Source organism: Curtobacterium sp. UCD-KPL2560 (assembly GCF_001705035.1).
In the GTDB taxonomy this organism is placed as follows: domain Bacteria; phylum Actinomycetota; class Actinomycetes; order Actinomycetales; family Microbacteriaceae; genus Curtobacterium.
This window is the reverse complement of record NZ_MCIG01000070.1, coordinates 1-16,031: the sequence shown is the minus strand read 5'-3', so window position 1 is coordinate 16,031 and position 16,031 is coordinate 1. Positions and strand designations below refer to the sequence as shown.

Annotated in this window: 16 protein-coding genes, 1 tRNA gene, 1 pseudogene and 1 riboswitch; of the genes and pseudogenes, 8 read left to right on the top strand and 10 right to left on the bottom strand. The window is 71.9% G+C overall.

Annotation, left to right across the window (positions count from 1 at the left end; genetic code table 11):
* A pseudogene (locus BEP24_RS17685) lies at window positions 1-375 on the top strand (hypothetical protein); the annotation flags it as partial.
* Window positions 376-476: 101 nt separating this feature from the next.
* Here BEP24_RS17685 and BEP24_RS13485 read toward each other — a convergent pair.
* Together BEP24_RS13485 and clpS are read right to left on the bottom strand one after the other, a co-directional pair.
* Window positions 477-953, bottom strand: coding sequence for a DUF2017 family protein (locus tag BEP24_RS13485; protein WP_065964250.1), 477 nt, complete (start codon window positions 951-953; stop codon window positions 477-479).
* Window positions 950-1,249 carry an ATP-dependent Clp protease adapter ClpS gene (gene clpS / locus BEP24_RS13480; protein WP_065964248.1) on the bottom strand — a complete coding sequence of 100 codons (300 nt, stop codon included), beginning with the start codon at window positions 1,247-1,249 and terminating at the stop codon, window positions 950-952. The genes BEP24_RS13485 and clpS overlap by 4 nt, the downstream gene beginning before the upstream one ends.
* Before the next feature lie 64 nt (window positions 1,250-1,313).
* Window positions 1,314-1,399: riboswitch (ZMP/ZTP riboswitch) on the top strand.
* A 58-nt stretch (window positions 1,400-1,457) separates the two neighbouring features.
* On the opposite strand from clpS, the gene glyA reads away from it, so the two are divergent.
* Window positions 1,458-2,741 carry a serine hydroxymethyltransferase gene (gene glyA, locus BEP24_RS13475; protein WP_171898819.1) on the top strand — a complete coding sequence of 428 codons (1,284 nt, stop codon included), beginning with the start codon at window positions 1,458-1,460 and terminating at the stop codon, window positions 2,739-2,741.
* 56 nt (window positions 2,742-2,797) lie between these two features.
* On the top strand, window positions 2,798-3,697 hold the full coding sequence (locus BEP24_RS13470) for a tetrahydrofolate dehydrogenase/cyclohydrolase catalytic domain-containing protein (protein ID WP_065964252.1): 900 nt from the start codon (window positions 2,798-2,800) through the stop codon (window positions 3,695-3,697).
* Between the two features lie 536 nt (window positions 3,698-4,233).
* On the opposite strand, the gene galK is transcribed toward BEP24_RS13470, so the two are convergent.
* On the bottom strand, window positions 4,234-5,370 hold the full coding sequence (galK, locus tag BEP24_RS13465) for a galactokinase (RefSeq protein ID WP_065964246.1): 1,137 nt from the start codon (window positions 5,368-5,370) through the stop codon (window positions 4,234-4,236).
* On the bottom strand, window positions 5,367-6,464 hold the full coding sequence (gene galT, locus BEP24_RS13460; RefSeq protein WP_065964244.1) for a galactose-1-phosphate uridylyltransferase: 1,098 nt from the start codon (window positions 6,462-6,464) through the stop codon (window positions 5,367-5,369). Before galT ends, galK begins: the two co-directional genes overlap by 4 nt.
* A gap of 64 nt (window positions 6,465-6,528) precedes the next feature.
* Here galT and BEP24_RS13455 point away from each other — a divergent pair, with 64 nt between their 5' ends.
* The gene (locus tag BEP24_RS13455) at window positions 6,529-7,413 is read left to right on the top strand and encodes a DeoR/GlpR family DNA-binding transcription regulator (RefSeq protein ID WP_065964239.1); all 885 of its coding nucleotides are present in this window, start codon (window positions 6,529-6,531) and stop codon (window positions 7,411-7,413) included.
* The gene (locus BEP24_RS13450; RefSeq protein ID WP_065964236.1) at window positions 7,410-8,345 is read left to right on the top strand and encodes an aldose 1-epimerase family protein; all 936 of its coding nucleotides are present in this window, start codon (window positions 7,410-7,412) and stop codon (window positions 8,343-8,345) included. Before BEP24_RS13455 ends, BEP24_RS13450 begins: the two co-directional genes overlap by 4 nt.
* 236 nt (window positions 8,346-8,581) lie before the next feature.
* On the opposite strand, the gene BEP24_RS13445 is transcribed toward BEP24_RS13450, so the two are convergent.
* The 3 genes from BEP24_RS13445 to BEP24_RS17145 all read right to left on the bottom strand — a co-directional run bounded on the left by BEP24_RS13445 (window position 8,582) and on the right by BEP24_RS17145 (window position 9,591).
* Window positions 8,582-8,902 carry a hypothetical protein gene (locus BEP24_RS13445; protein ID WP_065964234.1) on the bottom strand — a complete coding sequence of 107 codons (321 nt, stop codon included), beginning with the start codon at window positions 8,900-8,902 and terminating at the stop codon, window positions 8,582-8,584.
* 400 nt (window positions 8,903-9,302) lie between these two features.
* A tRNA-Lys gene (locus BEP24_RS13440) sits at window positions 9,303-9,375 on the bottom strand.
* A 54-nt stretch (window positions 9,376-9,429) separates the two neighbouring features.
* Window positions 9,430-9,591 (bottom strand): DUF2207 domain-containing protein, encoded by a 162-nt coding sequence (locus BEP24_RS17145; protein ID WP_139197360.1) that lies wholly within the window; start codon window positions 9,589-9,591, stop codon window positions 9,430-9,432.
* Window positions 9,592-9,717: 126 nt separating this feature from the next.
* Between BEP24_RS17145 and BEP24_RS13435 the strand changes: the two genes are divergently transcribed.
* The 3 genes from BEP24_RS13435 (at window position 9,718) to BEP24_RS13425 (ending at window position 12,667) form a co-directional block, all read left to right on the top strand.
* A complete protein-coding gene (locus BEP24_RS13435) occupies window positions 9,718-10,347 on the top strand; it encodes a DNA-directed RNA polymerase subunit beta (RefSeq protein ID WP_065964232.1) in 630 nt (209 codons plus the stop codon).
* Window positions 10,348-11,108: 761 nt separating this feature from the next.
* Window positions 11,109-11,708: an ECF RNA polymerase sigma factor SigK gene (gene sigK / locus BEP24_RS13430; protein ID WP_065964231.1), complete on the top strand. Its 600-nt coding sequence runs from the start codon at window positions 11,109-11,111 to the stop codon at window positions 11,706-11,708.
* Complete coding sequence (locus BEP24_RS13425) at window positions 11,705-12,667, top strand: anti-sigma factor (RefSeq protein ID WP_065964229.1); 963 nt, start codon at window positions 11,705-11,707, stop codon at window positions 12,665-12,667. The genes sigK and BEP24_RS13425 overlap by 4 nt, the downstream gene beginning before the upstream one ends.
* Window positions 12,668-13,073: 406 nt before the next feature.
* On the opposite strand, the gene pstB is transcribed toward BEP24_RS13425, so the two are convergent.
* The 3 genes from pstB to pstC all read right to left on the bottom strand — a co-directional run bounded on the left by pstB (window position 13,074) and on the right by pstC (window position 15,989).
* The gene (gene pstB, locus BEP24_RS13420; RefSeq protein WP_065964227.1) at window positions 13,074-13,853 is read right to left on the bottom strand and encodes a phosphate ABC transporter ATP-binding protein PstB; all 780 of its coding nucleotides are present in this window, start codon (window positions 13,851-13,853) and stop codon (window positions 13,074-13,076) included.
* 88 nt (window positions 13,854-13,941) lie between these two features.
* The gene (pstA, locus tag BEP24_RS13415; protein WP_065964222.1) at window positions 13,942-15,027 is read right to left on the bottom strand and encodes a phosphate ABC transporter permease PstA; all 1,086 of its coding nucleotides are present in this window, start codon (window positions 15,025-15,027) and stop codon (window positions 13,942-13,944) included.
* A gap of 14 nt (window positions 15,028-15,041) precedes the next feature.
* Complete coding sequence (gene pstC / locus BEP24_RS13410; protein ID WP_065964220.1) at window positions 15,042-15,989, bottom strand: phosphate ABC transporter permease subunit PstC; 948 nt, start codon at window positions 15,987-15,989, stop codon at window positions 15,042-15,044.
* Between the last annotated feature and the right edge of the window lie 42 nt (window positions 15,990-16,031).

Sequence of the window (16,031 nt, the reverse complement as noted above, 5' to 3'; positions counted from 1 at the left end):
GGCTGGATCGACACCGTCGACATCGCCCGGACCGCGGCCGCAGTGCTGACGAGCGACGACCACGACGGCACCGAACCCGTCCTCACCGGTCCGCGCGCGCTCGACGCCGCGGGCATCGCCGGTGAGCTCTCCGCCGGGCTCGGCCGACGCGTCCGCCCGCTGCACCTGCCGAGCCGGGTGTACCGCGCGGTGGTCCGGGCCGGCGGGGTGCCCGCGTGGCAGGCCGAGGGGCTGCGCCAGCAGTTCGGCCGGGTGCTCCGCCGCGGCCTCGACGGCGTCGACGTGATGAGCGACGACGTGACCCGGATCACGGGCACCGCGCCCCGATCCCTCCGGGAGTGGGCGGCGGACCACCGCGGGGAGCTGATGGAGTGACCCGGTGCGGCGGAGCCGGGGCGGGCCTCCCGTCCGTCCACCGCGGGGAGCTGACGGGGTGACCGACGGGGCGGGGGTGGGCCGCGCCTCCCGTCCGTCCGTCAGCGCTGGGAGGTGAGCGAGGTGACCAGGTGTTCCTGCACGTACCCGACCCAGTCGTACACGTCACGGAGGCCGACACCGGCGTCACCGGTGTACGACGCCTCCTCGGAGGCGGCGTCCACGATGCCGAGCCGCTCGGCGATCGTCAGCCGCAGGTCGGTCAGGGCGCGCAGCCAGGCCTGCTCGTCCTCGGCGGTCAGGGCGCCGTCGCGGGCACCCGTCAGCCAGGCGTGCACGGTGCCCGCGTTCGTCGTCTTCTGTGCGAGCAGGTCGGAGCGGGTGTACTTCGCGAACTCCGCGCTCGCCTCGGCGTCACCCGGGTAGGCCTCGGGGAACATCCGCGCCGACACCGGGTCGGCGGCCAGGTCGCCCTCGAGCACCTGCTGCAGCTGCTCGACGAGGCTCGCGAGGACGCTGCGCTCGCCGGAGGACATCCCGAGGTGCAGGCCGTCGGCGCGGCGGACGAACGGGATCACGCGTCCGCTCCCGGTGCGCGTTCGACGGTCGCCTGGAGGCCGTAGCCGTGCATCGCCTCGACGTGGCGTTCCATCGCCTCGCGGGCACCCGACGCGACGACCGCCCGGCCGTCCTCGTGCACCTGCCGCATCAGCCGGTCGGCCCGGTCGCGCCCGAACCCGAAGTACGTCTGGAAGACGTAGGTGACGTACGACATGAGGTTCACCGGGTCGTCCCACACCACGGTCGTCCACGGGACGTCGTGGCGGGCGCGCAGGTCGGTGCGCTCGTCGAGGTCGGGGCTCGCCAGGCTCATGCGACGACGAGGCTGCTCGGGTTCATGTGGACAAGGGTGACACGGACCGGGCCGCTCGGTACGATCGGGGGGTCGCGACTGGCGTTGGATGGGTCACCATCGGGGAGCGACACCTGACACGGAGCGCAGCCGTACGCCTGGGCCGCGCCCAACCGTCCACCACGTCGTGCACGCGCGCGACGGAACGACAACGAGGAGTCCCGTGTCCATCACCGACCTGTCGCCCACCGCGACCCAGTCGTCCTTCAACGCCCCCCTCTCCGAGGTCGACCCGGAGATCGCCGCCGTCCTGCAGCAGGAGCTCGGCCGGCAGCGCGACTTCCTCGAGATGATCGCGTCCGAGAACTTCGTGCCGCGCGCGATCCTCGAGTCCCAGGGCTCGGTGCTCACGAACAAGTACGCCGAGGGCTACCCCGGCAAGCGCTACTACGGCGGCTGCGAGTACGTCGACGTCGCCGAGCAGCTCGCCATCGACCGTGCGAAGGCCCTGTTCGGCGCCGCGTACGCGAACGTGCAGCCGCACTCCGGTGCCACCGCGAACGCCGCGGTCCTGCACGCCATCGCCAGCGCCGGGGACACCATCCTCGGCCTCGAGCTCGCACACGGCGGGCACCTGACCCACGGCATGAAGCTCAACTTCTCCGGCCGCATCTACAACGCGGTCTCGTACGGCGTCGACCCCGAGACCTTCGAGGTCGACTACGACGACATCCGCGCCAAGGCGATCGAGCACCAGCCGAAGGTCCTCATCGCGGGTTGGTCGGCGTACCCCCGGCAGCTCGACTTCGCCAAGTTCCGCGAGATCGCCGACGAGGTCGGCGCGAAGCTCTGGGTCGACATGGCGCACTTCGCCGGTCTCGTCGCCGCGGGTCTGCACCCCTCGCCCGTCCCGCACGCACACGTCGTGTCGTCGACCGTGCACAAGACGCTCGCCGGTCCCCGCTCGGGCATCATCCTGTCGAACGACGAGACGCTGTTCAAGAAGCTCAACTCGGCTGTGTTCCCGGGCCAGCAGGGCGGCCCGCTGATGCACGTCATCGCGGCGAAGGCCACCGCGTTCCTCCTCGCCGGCACCCCGGAGTTCAAGGACCGCCAGGAGCGCACCATCCGCGGTGCGCAGGCGCTCGCCGCCCGGCTCACGCAGCCCGACGCCAAGGCCGCCGGCATCGACGTCCTCACCGGCGGCACCGACGTGCACCTGGTGCTCGTCGACCTGCGCGAGTCCGAGGTCGACGGCAAGCAGGCCGAGGACCTCCTGCACGAGGTCGGCATCACCGTGAACCGCAACTCCGTGCCGTTCGACCCGCGCCCGCCGATGGTCACCTCGGGTGTCCGCATCGGCACCTCGGCGCTGGCGACCCGCGGCTTCGGCGACGCCGAGTTCGCCGAGGTGGCGGACGTCATCGCGCTGACGCTCATGCCGAACCCGGACGTCGCAGCGCTCTCGGCCCGGGTGAAGGCCCTGACCGACGCGTTCCCGCTCTACGCGTGAGCGGCGCCGTGGCCGATGGTCGCGTGGAGGGCGCCGTGGCCGACCTGCCGCGCGCGCTGTGGGCGGGGGAGGGCTCTGCCGTCCGCATCGACGGCACCGCCCTCGCCGCCCGCACGCTCGACGACCTGAAGGTCCGCATCGACCGGTTGCACGACCACGGCTTCCGGCCCGGACTCGGCACGATCATGGTCGGGCAGAACCCCGGCTCGGTGTCGTACGTCGCGGGCAAGCACCGTGACTCGGCGCAGATCGGGCTCGACTCGATCCGCATCGACCTGCCCGAGACCGCGAGTGCGGCGGACATCCGCGCGGCGATCCTGCAGATGAACGACGACCCCCGGGTCACCGCGTTCATCGTGCAGCTGCCGCTCCCGCAGGGCATCGACCCCATCCCGATGCTCGAGCTGATGAACCCCGCCAAGGACGCCGACGGCCTGCACCCGACGAACCTCGGCGAGCTCGTCCTCGCGGTCCCCGGTGGTGCGGGCACGATCGACGCCCCGCTGCCGTGCACCCCGCGCGGCATCGTCGCGATGCTCGAGGCGTACGACGTCCCGATCCGCGGTCGGCACGTCACGATCATCGGGCAGGGGCTGACCGTCGGCCGGCCGCTCGGCCTGCTGCTCACCCGCCTCGAGGCCACCGCGACCCTGACGCACTCGCTGACCGAGGACGTCGCGGCCGAGTGCCGTCGCGCTGACATCATCGTCGCCGCGGCCGGGGTCGCCGGACTCGTGCAGCCGGACTGGGTCAAGCCCGGTGCGGCCGTGATCGACGTCGGCATCAGCCGGGTCCTCGACGAGGGCACCGGCAAGGCGAAGCTCCGCGGCGACGTCGACCCCGCGGTCGCGTCGGTCGCCGGGTTCCTGTCGCCGACGCCGGGCGGGGTCGGCCCGATGACCCGCGCGATGCTCATGAAGAACGTGGTCGAGGCCGCGGAGCGCCACCTGCACTAGGCGGGCGGGGGCGCTCGGGTGCGCTCGGCGGGGTCGGCGCTCGCCTGCGCTCGCGCTGGTGCTGGTGCTGGCGCCGGCGCTCGGCTGCGGTCGGTGGGGCCTGCGCGCGGGTGCGGTCGGCGGGGCCTGCGCCCGGCGTTGGCGCCGGCGTCGGTCGTCTCCCATGCGGAAGCGACAGATCACGCCCGCCGTTCGCCGTCCTCCTCGCGGAAGCGACAGATCCTGGCGGAACATCCGCCAGGATCTGTCGCTTTCACGATGCCGGTGAGCCGCCAGCCCGCCGTGCGGGAGGCGCGGCTGGGGCCCGCCACGCGCCTCCCGTCCGCCGTCTCGCTGCCGGACGACGTCCGCGCGTCCCGCACAACAGGAAGCAGCTCGCACCACGGAATTCCGTGGTGCGAGCTGCTTCCTGTTGTGCTGAGGCAGTTCGAACCGCAGCGCGCGCTTCGCGCCGCGCGCGCCAAGCGCGCGCCGCGCGCCAAGCGCGCACCGCGCGCCAAGCGCGCCGCGCGCGCCAAGCGCGCGCCCCGCAGACGTCAGTCGCGCCGCGCGCCCTGCGCCGCGTGCACGGTGAACACGTTCGGCTCGCGGTACCCGGCCGCGGCGAACGCGGCGGTGACGGCCGCGGAGACGCGGTCACGCGCCTCCCGGTCGACCAGCGCGATCGCGGCACCACCGAAGCCGCCGCCGGTCATGCGCGCGCCGACGGCACCGTGCTCCATCGCGGTCGAGACGGCCAGGTCGAGCTCCGGCACCGAGATCTCGAAGTCGTCGCGCATCGAGGCGTGCGAGGCGACGAGCAGGTCGCCGATCGCGCGCGGTCCCTGCTCGCGCAGCGTGCGGACGGTGTCGAGGACGCGCTGGTCCTCGGTGACGACGTGCCGGACGCGTCGGAAGGTCTCGTCGTCGAGCAGCTCCTGGGCACGCGGGAGGTCGTCGACCGACAGGTCGCGCAGCGCCTCGACGCCCATCGCCGCCGCACCGCGCTCGCACGAGTCGCGCCGGGCCTTGTACCCGCCCGTGGCGTGTGCGTGCTCGACGCGGGTGTCGACCACGAGGACCTCGAGGCCGTTCGCCTCGAGCGCCAGGTCGACCACGGCGGTGTCGAGGGTGCGGCAGTCCAGGAACACGACCGCGTCCTGCTCGCCGAGGAGCGACGCGGACTGGTCCATGATCCCGGTCGGGGCGCCGACGGCGTGGTTCTCGGAGTACTGCCCGACGCGCGCCAGCTGCTTGCGCGAGAGCCCGAGGTCCCAGAGGTCGGTGAACGCCAGTGCGACGCCGCACTCGATCGCGGCGCTCGACGAGAGCCCCGCGCCCACCGGCACGTCGGAGTCGATGAACACGTCGAACCCGGTCACGCCGGACAGGTCCGCACCGGCCTGCTCGCGGAGCGCCCAGGCGATGCCGAAGACGTACGCCGACCAGCCGTCCATGCGCGACGGGTCGAGCTCGTCGAGGGACAGCTCGTGCACCGCGTCCGGCTCGAAGGCCGAGGCGACGCGGATCAGGCGGTCCTCGCGCGGGGTGATCGACGCGACCGTGCGGCGGTCGATCGCGAACGGCAGCACGTAGCCGTCGTTGTAGTCGGTGTGCTCGCCGATGAGGTTGACGCGACCGGGTGCGGAGTACCGCACTGCCGGCTCGTACCCGTAGACCTGCTGGAACGTCATGCGCGCTCGATCCCTCCTCGGATGAACTCGGCGGCCTTCTCGGGCACGAGGTCCCCGATCCAGGCGCCCATGGCGGCTTCGCTGCCGGCCAGGAACTTCAGCTTGTCCGCCGCACGACGCGGCGACGTGATCTGCAGCATGAGCCGCACGGTGTCCCGGCCGACGTGGACCGGGGCCTGGTGCCAGGCGGCGATGTACGGCGTCGGGGTGTCGTACAGCGCGTCGAGCCCGCGGGTCAGGCGGAGGTGCATCGACGCGAGCTCGTCCTTCTCGGGGTCGGTCAGCCCGGCGAAGTCCGGCACGTGCCGGTGCGGCAGCATGTGGACCTCGATCGGCCAGCGCGCGGCGAACGGCACGAAGGCCGTGAAGTGCTCGCCCTGCAGCACCACGCGCTCCGAGGCCCGCTCGTTCGCCAGGTGCTGCTCGAACAGGTCGGGGCCGAAGCGCTCGATCGACGCGAGCAGACGCTGCGTGCGCGGGGTGACGTACGGGTACGAGTAGATCTGCCCGTGCGGGTGGTGCAGCGTGACGCCGATCGCCTCGCCGCGGTTCTCGAACGGGAACACCTGCTGGATGCCGGGCATCGCCGACAGGGCAGCGGTGCGGTCCGCCCAGGCCTCGACGACGGTGCGCGCGCGCGACTCCGTGATCGACGCGAAGGAGCCCTCGGTCGCGGGTGAGAAGCACACGACCTCGCACCGACCGACGCTCCGGAGCTGTCGGTTCAGGCCGACGTCGGACAGCGACTCGAGCGACTCGGGGGCGTCGTCTGCCTCGAGCAGGGGGCCGAAGGACGGCGACCGGTTCTCGAACACCGCGACGTCGTAGCGGCTCGGGATCTCGGAGGGGTTCGCGGGCGTCTGCGGCGCGAGCGGGTCCTGGTCGGCCGGCGGCAGGAACACCCGGTTCTGCCGGCTCGCCGCGATCGACACCCACTCGCCCGTGAGGACGTCCTGCCGCATCCGCGCGGTCTCGGGTCGGGGGTCGAGGACACGCGCGTCGATGCTGCGCTCGGCGGGCAGCTGCGTGTCGGCGTCGTCGAAGTAGATGAGCTCGCGGCCGTCGGCGAGCGTCGTCACGCGCTTGGTGATCACCGGCTCACACTAGCAAGCAACCGAAGCGTTGCGAAAGCCTGCGGAAGTGCGCGAAGCTAGCCCGGTGCGCGACGACGACCTCTTCCTCGCCGGATCCCTGCCAGCGCCGCTCCGGCAGGACCGGATCGTGTCGATCGTCGAGGGCGCGCCCGGACTCGTCCGCACGGCATCGCTCGCCGCCGCCCTGGGCACGAGTGAGGTGACGGTCCGCCAGGACCTCGCCACACTCGACCTGGAGGCGCGGATCCGGCGGGTGCGCGGCGGTGCGGTCCGCCTCGGGGCCGGTCCGGGCGAGCGCCCCCTCGAGGAGACCGCGGTCGAGCACCAGGTCGCGAAGGCCGCGATCGGCCGCGCTGCGGCCGACCTCGTCCGGTCCGGGCAGTGCGTGGTCCTCGACGTCGGGACGACGCCCGCCGCCGTGGCCGAGGCGCTCGTGGCCCGCGCCGACCTGGTCGACGTGACCGTCGTGACGAACTCGCTGACGACCGCACTGGCGCTCGAACGCGCCGTGCCGCGGTTCACGGTCGTGGTGACCGGCGGGACCCTGCGTCCGCTCCAGCACTCCCTGGTCGCACCGCTGAACAACGCCGTGCTGCCGATGATCGCCGCCGACGTGGCGTTCCTCGGCGGGACGGGGCTCGACGTCGAGCACGGGCTCACCAACGTCAACCTGCCCGAGGCCGAGGCCAAGCGGATGCTCGCCGCGACCGCACGGCGTACGGTCGTGGTGGTCGACGGATCGAAGTTCGACCGGGCACACCTCGGTGTCGTCCGGGCACTCCGGGACATCGACGTGGTCGTCACCGCGGACGCCCCGGCCGAGGCGGTCGAACGGGTCCGGTCCGCCGGGGTCGAGGTGGTCGTCGCCGACGGGGGAGCGCCACCGGCAGACGGACCGACTCCGACACCAGCACCAGACCGACCCGCAGGGAAGGACGACACCGCATGACCGCAGCAGCACCGACCGGAGGGCAGTACCGCCTCCACCACGCCGGACCGGACGGCGTCGTCGAGGCCGTCGTCACCGAGGTCGCCGCGGGCATCCGCGAACTCCGGGTCGCGGGCTTCGACCTCACCGAGCCGTTCCCGGTGACCTCGCTGCCGCCCGGCGCGGACGGCATCGTGCTCGTGCCGTGGCCGAACCGGGTCGCCGGCGCCGTGTGGGAGCTCGACGGCAAGCGCCAGCAGTTGGACGTCACCGAGCCCAAGTACGGCAACGCATCCCACGGGCTGCTGCGGTTCTCGCCGTACCGCGTGGTGTCGCAGACCGAGTCGGGGATCGAGCAGCAGGCGACGATCCACCCGCAGCACGGGTGGCCGTTCACCCTCGAGACCCGCGTGCACCACGAGCTCGTCGACGACGGGATCCGGGTGACCCACACGATCGTGAACCGCTCCGGCGTTCGGGCTCCGTTCGCGGTCGGGGCGCACCCCTACCTCCGCGCCGGCGACACCCCCGCCGAGGACCTCGTCGTGACCCTGGACGCCGCGACGGCCTTCACGGTCGACGAGCACAAGATCCCGGACGGCACCGTCGACGTCGCGGGGACGCCCTACGACCTCCGCGGCGGGGTGCGCGCGGGGGACGCCGACCTCGACACCGCGTACCGGGACGTCACGCCCGACGCCGAGGGTGTGCGGCGCACGACGTTGCGCGGCCCCGAGGGTGACGGTGTCGAGCTGTGGCAGGACGCGTCGTTCCCGTACGTGCAGGTGTTCACCTCGCGCGAGTTCCCGCGCGGGGAGGGCACCGGGCTCGCCGTGGCCGTCGAGCCGATGACCGCGCCGGCGAACGCGCTGAACTCCGGCGAGGGGCTGCGGTGGCTCGAGCCCGACGAGTCGTGGACCGGTACGTGGGGGATCCGCCGCGTCTGGTCCTGACGGACGGGCCGGTACGACACCGGCGACCACACGACGAAGGCCACCCCGCGGGGTGGCCTTCGTCGTGTGCGGTGTGCGATGCGTGCTGTGGGCCGTGCGTGCCCTGTGCGCGCTGTGGGCACTGTGGTGCCGGGCGCGGGAAGGGTCCGGTTGTCGGACTGCCGTCGGTCGCGCCCTCGTCGTCTGGACCGGGGCTGTGGGCGGCTGCGCGCCGGCTCGGGAACCGCGGTCGCCGCTCAGGCGCGGCGCATGCGGAGCGCCTCGATCGCGAGCGCCTCGGTGCCGTAGCGGCCGACCTCCTGCGCCCAGGCCGGGTCGTCCCCGCGGAGCGCGACGTACTCGGACTGCTGACGGCAGACGTAGCCGAGGACGGTCGTGGCGGTCGCGACCTCGACGAAGTCGTCGCGGATGTGCCGTGCGGTGACCTGCGCGTTGCGGCGCAGGGTGTCGAGGAGGAGCTGGTTGCTCATGCTGGTGTTCGTCGCTGCGGCGAGCTCGACGATGCGGCGCGCGTCACCGGTGGTGCTGGCTCGCGTGGCGTCGATGTGCTCGGTCACGGTGTACCCCGTTCGTTCTCGTGGTGCTGGTGTCTCGTGATCCCGGTGGTCGGGACCGGAGACGACACTATCGGCGACAGATCGGCAAACCGCTGAACGGGGACTGGACTGTGCGATGTGCGCACCATGAACATGCTGAACCCGGGTTGTACCCCGAACGGGCCGGGAGTGCTGCTCGCGCGGGCCAGAGATCAGGAGAAGGGGTGGGCCCCGTGGGGCTCGAACCCACGACCCTTGGATGAAAAGGCGGAGCTCGGGAGACTGTGGGGTGGGCCCCGTGGGGCTCGAACCCACGACCCTCGGATGAAAAGGCGGAGCTCGGGAGACTTTGGGGTGGGCCCCGTGGGGCTCGAACCCACGACCCTCGGATGAAAAGGGCGGAGCTCGGGAGACTGTGGGGTGGGCCCCGTGGGGCTCGAACCCACGACCCTCGGATTAAAAGTCCGGTGCTCTACCAACTGAGCTAGAGGCCCTCACCCGCAAGGCTAGCGGGTGAGGGCCTCTCGTTCGTGCGGGTGCGGGACGACTCAGCTGCGCCGGCCCGTCAGGGTGCGGAGGAGCCACATGACCACCGCGATGACGAGCAGCACGATGCCGACCCACAGCAGGAACTTCAGGCTCGCGGTGAAGCCACCGACGAACAGCAGGACGACCGCGATCACGGCCAGGATGACGAGCAGGGCGTTCATGGAGCTTCCTCTTGTCGACGTGCGGGAGAGGTTCCTCCCTGCGCGAGTACGGTACGCGGATCCGGCCGGTTGCGTTCTCGGCGAACGGCAGGCGTCGGCGTCACCGGCCGCGCCTACACTGCCCGGGTGCCTCGCGATCACCACCGTCCCGTCCACTTCACCGACCAGGAGTTCGCCGCGCTCCCGGGTGGCGAGGACCCCGCGGTCGTGAACCGGGTGGCGCACGAGACGGCGAACGCGCTGCTGCACCGGGTGCGTCAGGACCCGGACCCGGCCGTGGTCGAGCGGCTCGTCACCTACACGGACGTGCACGGCATCGACGCGATCGCCGAACTGTGGGCGCGCGTCGGGGCGCACACCCTGCCGGGGGCGCTGTGGCGCATCTACCTGGTGCGGACGGTGATCCGGCAGAACCCCGACGAGATCGCGTACTTCTTCCAGCGCGGCGCCGAGCGGATCGGCACGATCGACCAGGCGGTGGCGGGTGCCGAGCAGCCCACGGGTCCGGCGGAGATCCTCACGCTCGCCGACCGCATCCTGCACGGTCTGTACACGGGCGACCTCGCGGTGGCGCTCGATCGTGGTGCGGCGTTCTGTCGGCTGACGGCGGCCGGTGCGACCTCGGTGGCGGACGACGCCGACCTGACCGCGGGGGACCGGGCCGCCGAGCTGACGCAGCGGGCCCTGCGACTCGTCGAGCTCGCGGCGGACCTGACCGAGGCCGCGTCGCTCTGGCGCCGCGACAGCCTGGACTGACCGCCTGCCGCGGGGCGGATCGCCCTGCCGACCGCCCCATGACGTGACCCGGGAGCCCGGAGCACGCCGCGCCTCCAGACCGACGAACCGACGAACCGACGGCGGACGATCGACGCACGACGGCGGAAGACCGACGCAGCGACGGCGGCAGACCGACCCGAGTCGACAGCCGGAACCGACCGACCGGCCCCCGGACATGCGAAGACCGGGCCGCAGAAGCGCCTCTCGGCGCGAGGCCGCTCGAAGCGGCGAATTTTGGAGCCCGGGGCTTGCTGCGGCCCGGCGACACCAACTGTACGAGACACCCGCTGCGCGTGTGCGCGTGTTCACTCTCGGTGGACACGGAGCGCGGTCGGGCGTGCCGCGGACAGGCCCGCCGACCGGCACACGGCCAGGCCCGGCGACAGGCGCACGGTCAGGCCCGGCGACAGGCGCACGGTCAGGCCCGCCGACAGGCACACGGTCAGGCCCGCCGACAAGCCGCAGGCAGCCACACCGCCGGGCCCAGCGGCGCCGACCGCAGATCGCCCCAATCCGCCGCAGCCCCCGCACCGAACAACTGGTGTGACGCTCCTCGCGGACGTCGCAGCGGGGGCTCGTGTGACCCGGTCCGGTACCCGCCGGTCAATTCCCTGCGGGTCCTGCGGCCCCCGCCCCTGTACCCACCGAACGCCGCCGCGAGGAACACGACACCTGCACCCGACCTGCGAACCGACTCCGAGGGTCGGCGCCGACCGCAACCGAGAGGGGGGAAACCTGCAATGCTTGCCCTCGTGGAACGCGACACGGAGACCTGGCGCTCGGACGAGCCCGCCCCCGCGTCGCCGGACGACCTGCTCGTCCGCGTCGCCGCCGGAGACCAGGCGGCCTTCGCCGAACTGTACGACGCCCTGTCCGGACGCGTGCTCGGACTCGTCACGCGCCTGCTCCGGGACCGTGCACAGTCGGAAGAGGTCACGCAGGAGGTCTTCCTCGAGGTCTGGCAGCAGGCCACCCGCTTCGACCGGGCTCGCGGCACCGCGGCCAGCTGGGTCCTCACCATGGCGCACCGCCGAGCGGTCGACCGGGTGCGGGCCTCGCAGGCCTCGCACGACCGGGACACCAAGATCGGCATCCGTGACCTCGAGTCCGGGTTCGACCAGGTGTCCGAGTCCGTCGAGATCCGCATCGAGCACGAGCGGGTCAGCCGGGCGCTCGGCAAGCTCACCGAGTTCCAGCGCCAGGCGGTGCAGCTCGCGTACTACGGCGGCTACTCGCACAGCGAGATGGCCGAACGGCTCGGTGTCCCGATCGGCACCGTCAAGACCCGTCTCCGTGACGGGATGATCCGACTCCGAGACGAGATGGGGGTGACGTCATGACCGAACGCCACGACGACCCCGCGCTGCTCACCGGGTCCCACGCGCTGGACGCCCTGTCGGACGACGAGCGCGCACTCCTGGAGCACGCGCTCACCACGGCCCCCGAACTGCAGGCCGAGACCGATTCGCTGCGCGAGACCGCGCTGCAGCTTGCCTACGCGGTCGAGCCGATCGAGCCCCCGGCTGCGCTGAAGGCGTCGCTCATGGCCCAGATCGCGCGGACCCCGCAGGTCCCCGCCCTGGGTGCTGCGGCCTCCGGTGCGCAGGACGCCGCATCCGGCGTGGAGGCGCGCCCCGCCGCCGCCACGTCGGCCGCGTCCGACGACGCCCCGGCCCGGGACGACGACCTCGCGCCCGTCTCGGAACTCCCGACTGCACGCGACAGCGCCGCGGGCGACACCCGCATCCGTCGCGGTGACGGCTCCGTGGCCGAGGGCCGCGCGACCGCAGCCGCACGTCGTCGCTGGTTCCAGCGCCCCGCGGCTGCCCTGTCGGCAGCGGCAGCGGTCGCGGTCGTCTTCCTCGGCGTCGGGCTCGGCGTCGGCGGGGTCATCGGCCAGGACGAGCAGTCCGGACCGGGCACCACGCAGGCCTCGGGCACGATCGACAGCATCTACGCCGCGCGGGACTTCGGTCGCACGACCGCAGCGGTCCCCGGCGGCGGAACGGCGACGGTCATCTGGTCGCACGAGGTCGGCAAGTCGGCCGTCATCCTCGACGGCGTCCAGTCGGCACCGTCCGGGCACACGTACGAGCTCTGGTACATCGACGCCGAGGGCACGAACGGCAAGGTCAAGCCGGCCGGACTCGTCGATGCGGCTCCCGACGGCGTGCACACCGCGGTCCTCGACGGCACTCTGGCGAAGGGCGCGTCGATCGGCATGACCGTCGAGCCGGCGGGCGGGTCGGACCAGCCGACCACGACGCCGCTCATGGCCGTCCCCACGAACCAGGCCTGACCCGGCTCGTCCCCCTGACCGGGCTCGTCCGACGTCCCCGGAGCGCGCTCGTGCGCTCCGGGGACGTCGTGCCCGCCTGTCACCGCGCGTGTCGGCCTCCGGGGGACGGTCCGCGCGCGCACCGTCCCGTCGATGGAGCAGTCGACGTCGGGTCCGTCGGCGCCACACGACGTTTCCTGCTCCATCCGCGGTCGGTCGATGGAGCAGTCGACGTCGGGTCCGCTGACGTCACCCGACGATTCCTGCTCCATCCGTGGGAGTGGGAGCGGGGGCGGGGGCGGGAACGAGCGAGCGAGCGGACCGGGAGCGGGAGTTGCCGGGCGCAACCGCGGGAGGCCCGGTGCCGTCCGTGGCGGACGTGCACCGGGCCTCCAGGCCGACCGTCAGCAGACGGGCGGGCGGCCGATCACCCGAAGCGACCCGAGACGTAGTCCTCGGTGGCCTGCACCGACGGGTTCGAGAAGATCGTCGCGGTGTCGTCGTACTCGATGAGCTTGCCCGGCGCACCCGTGCCCGCGATGTTGAAGAACGCGGTCTTGTCGCTCACGCGCGACGCCTGCTGCATGTTGTGCGTCACGATCACGATCGTGAAGTCCTTCTTGAGCTCCTCGATGAGGTCCTCGATGGCGAGGGTCGAGATCGGGTCGAGCGCCGAGCAGGGCTCGTCCATGAGCAGCACGTCCGGCTGCACCGCGATCGCCCGCGCGATGCACAGGCGCTGCTGCTGGCCGCCGGACAGGCCCATGCCGGGCTTGTCGAGGCGGTCCTTGACCTCGTTCCACAGGTTCGCGCCCTGCAGGGAGCGCTCGACGATGTCCTGCGACTCCGACTTCGAGATGCGCTTGTTGTTGAGCTTCACGCCCGCGAGGACGTTGTCCTTGATCGACATCGTCGGGAACGGGTTCGGACGCTGGAACACCATGCCGACCTGGCGACGGACGAGCACCGGGTCGACGCCCGCGCCGTACAGGTCGTCGCCGTCGACCTTCACGGAACCCTCGACGTACGCGCCGGGGATGACCTCGTGCATGCGGTTCAGCGTGCGGAGGAAGGTGGACTTGCCGCAGCCGGAGGGGCCGATGAACGCGGTCACGGTGCGGGGCTCGATCGTCATGTCGACGCCCTCGACCGCCTTGAACTTCGAGTAGTAGACGTTGAGGCCGTCGACCTCGATGCGCTTGGACACGTGATTCCTTCGGGGTGGGTGGTCGTTGCCGGGGTGGTGCTGCTGCTGACGGCGCTGCCCGCCGGTGGCGGCGGGACGCTGCCGGCGGCTAGCGCGACAGCTTGGGGGCGAAGAGTCGGGTGATGAAGCGGGCCAGCAGGTTGAGCACCATCACGATGAGGATGAGCAGCAGCGCCGCGGTCCAGGCCCGGTCGACGAACGGCACCGGGTTGGCGCCCTGCTGCGAGTACTGCGTGTACGCGAACACCGGCAGCGTCATCATCGGGTCCTTGAACAGGTCGTAGTTCATGCTCGCGGTGAAGCCGGCCGTGACGAGCAGCGGGGCCGTCTCGCCGATGACCCGGGCGATCGAGAGCATCACGCCCGTGGTGATGCCGGCGAGGGACGTCGGGAGCACGATCTTGAGGATCGTCAGGTACTTCGGGACGCCGAGCGCGTACGAGGCCTCGCGGAGCTCCATCGGGACGATCTTCAGGACCTCCTCGGTGGAACGCACGACGATCGGGATCATCAGGACGCTCAGGGCGACCGAGCCGACCAGGCCGAAGCGGGCACCGGGGCCGAGGAAGAGCGCGAACAGCGAGTAGGCGAACAGACCGGCGACGATCGACGGGATGCCCGTCATGACGTCCACGAAGAACGTGATGCCCTTCGCGAGCGCACCCTTGCCGTACTCGACGAGGTAGATCGAGGTGAGGAGGCCGATCGGCACCGAGATGAGCGCCGCGAACAGGGTGATCTGCAGCGTGCCGATCAGGGCGTGGACGGCGCCGCCGCCCTCGGAGATGACGCCGCGCATCGAGTACGAGAAGAACTGCGCGTCGAAGCGGGCCAGCCCGTCCGCGAGGACCGTCCACAGCAGCGACACCAGCGGGAGCACCGCGATGACGAAGGCCGTGACGACGAGCGAGGTGATGAGGCGGTCGACCGCCTGGCGTCCGCCCTCGACGATCCGCGAGACGACCACGATGAGCACGTCGAACAGGACCGTGCCGAGGAACAGTGCCGCGACGACGTTGAAGTCCTTGACGGAGCCGCCGGCGTTCAGGAGCGCGAAGACCGCGACCAGGGCGACCCAGGAGCCGACGAGCAGGAGCCACGGCACGGACCGGTGCAGCTTGCCGTTGGCGTAGACGTTGCCGGCGAGGCCGGACTGACGGAGAGCGAGGGACATCGGGGCGTGACCTCTCAGGAGACCCGCTTGCGCACGATGTAGCGCGCCAGCATGTTGATGACCAGGGTGATGACGAAGAGGATCAGGCCGGACGCGACGAGGGCGTTCAGCGCCGTGCCCGAGGCCTCGGCGAACTGCAGCGCGATGTTCGCGGCGATGGTCGACGGGTTCAGCGAGGTGAGCATCTGGAAGGTGACGTTCGTCGACACCGACAGCACGAGCGCGATCGCCATCGTCTCGCCGAGCGCGCGGCCGAGCCCGAGCATGATCGCGGACACGATCCCGGACTTGGCGAACGGCAGGACCGACAGGCGGATCATCTCCCAGCGGGTCGCACCGAGGGCCAGGGCGGCCTCCTCGTTGAGGCGCGGTGCCTGCAGGAAAATCTCACGCATGACGGCGGTCATGATCGGGATCGCCATCACCGCGAGGACGATCGATGCGGTGAGGATCGTGCGGCCGGTGCCGGAGACCTGGCCGGAGAAGAGCGGGATCCAGCCGAGGTGCTCGTTGAGGAACCCGTAGAACGGCTTCACGAACGGCGCCAGCACCACGATGCCCCAGAGGCCGTAGACGACCGACGGCACCGCTGCCAGCAGGTCGATGACGTAGCCGAGGACCGGGGCCACGCGGCGCGGCGCGTAGTGCGAGATGAAGAGCGCGATGCCGAGCGACAGCGGCACGGCGATCACCAGCGCGATGAGCGCGGACCAGACCGTGCCGAAGACGAGCGGACCGACGTAGTCCCAGAAGTTCGTCGCGTTGTTCGGCAGCTCGCCGACCTTCGCGCTGAAGGCGGGGATGCTCTGCCAGACCAGGAAGGCGGCGACGAGCACGAGCACGAAGAGGATCAGGCCACCCGCGATGACGGACGCCGCGGAGAACACGCGGTCGCCGACGCGGACGACGGGCTTCGGCTTGGTGGGGACGGTGGCCCCTGGCTGGGCCGGTGCGGTCGTCATGGGACTCCTGTCGGAGGGAGGCCGGGCTCCGTGGGGGAGCGG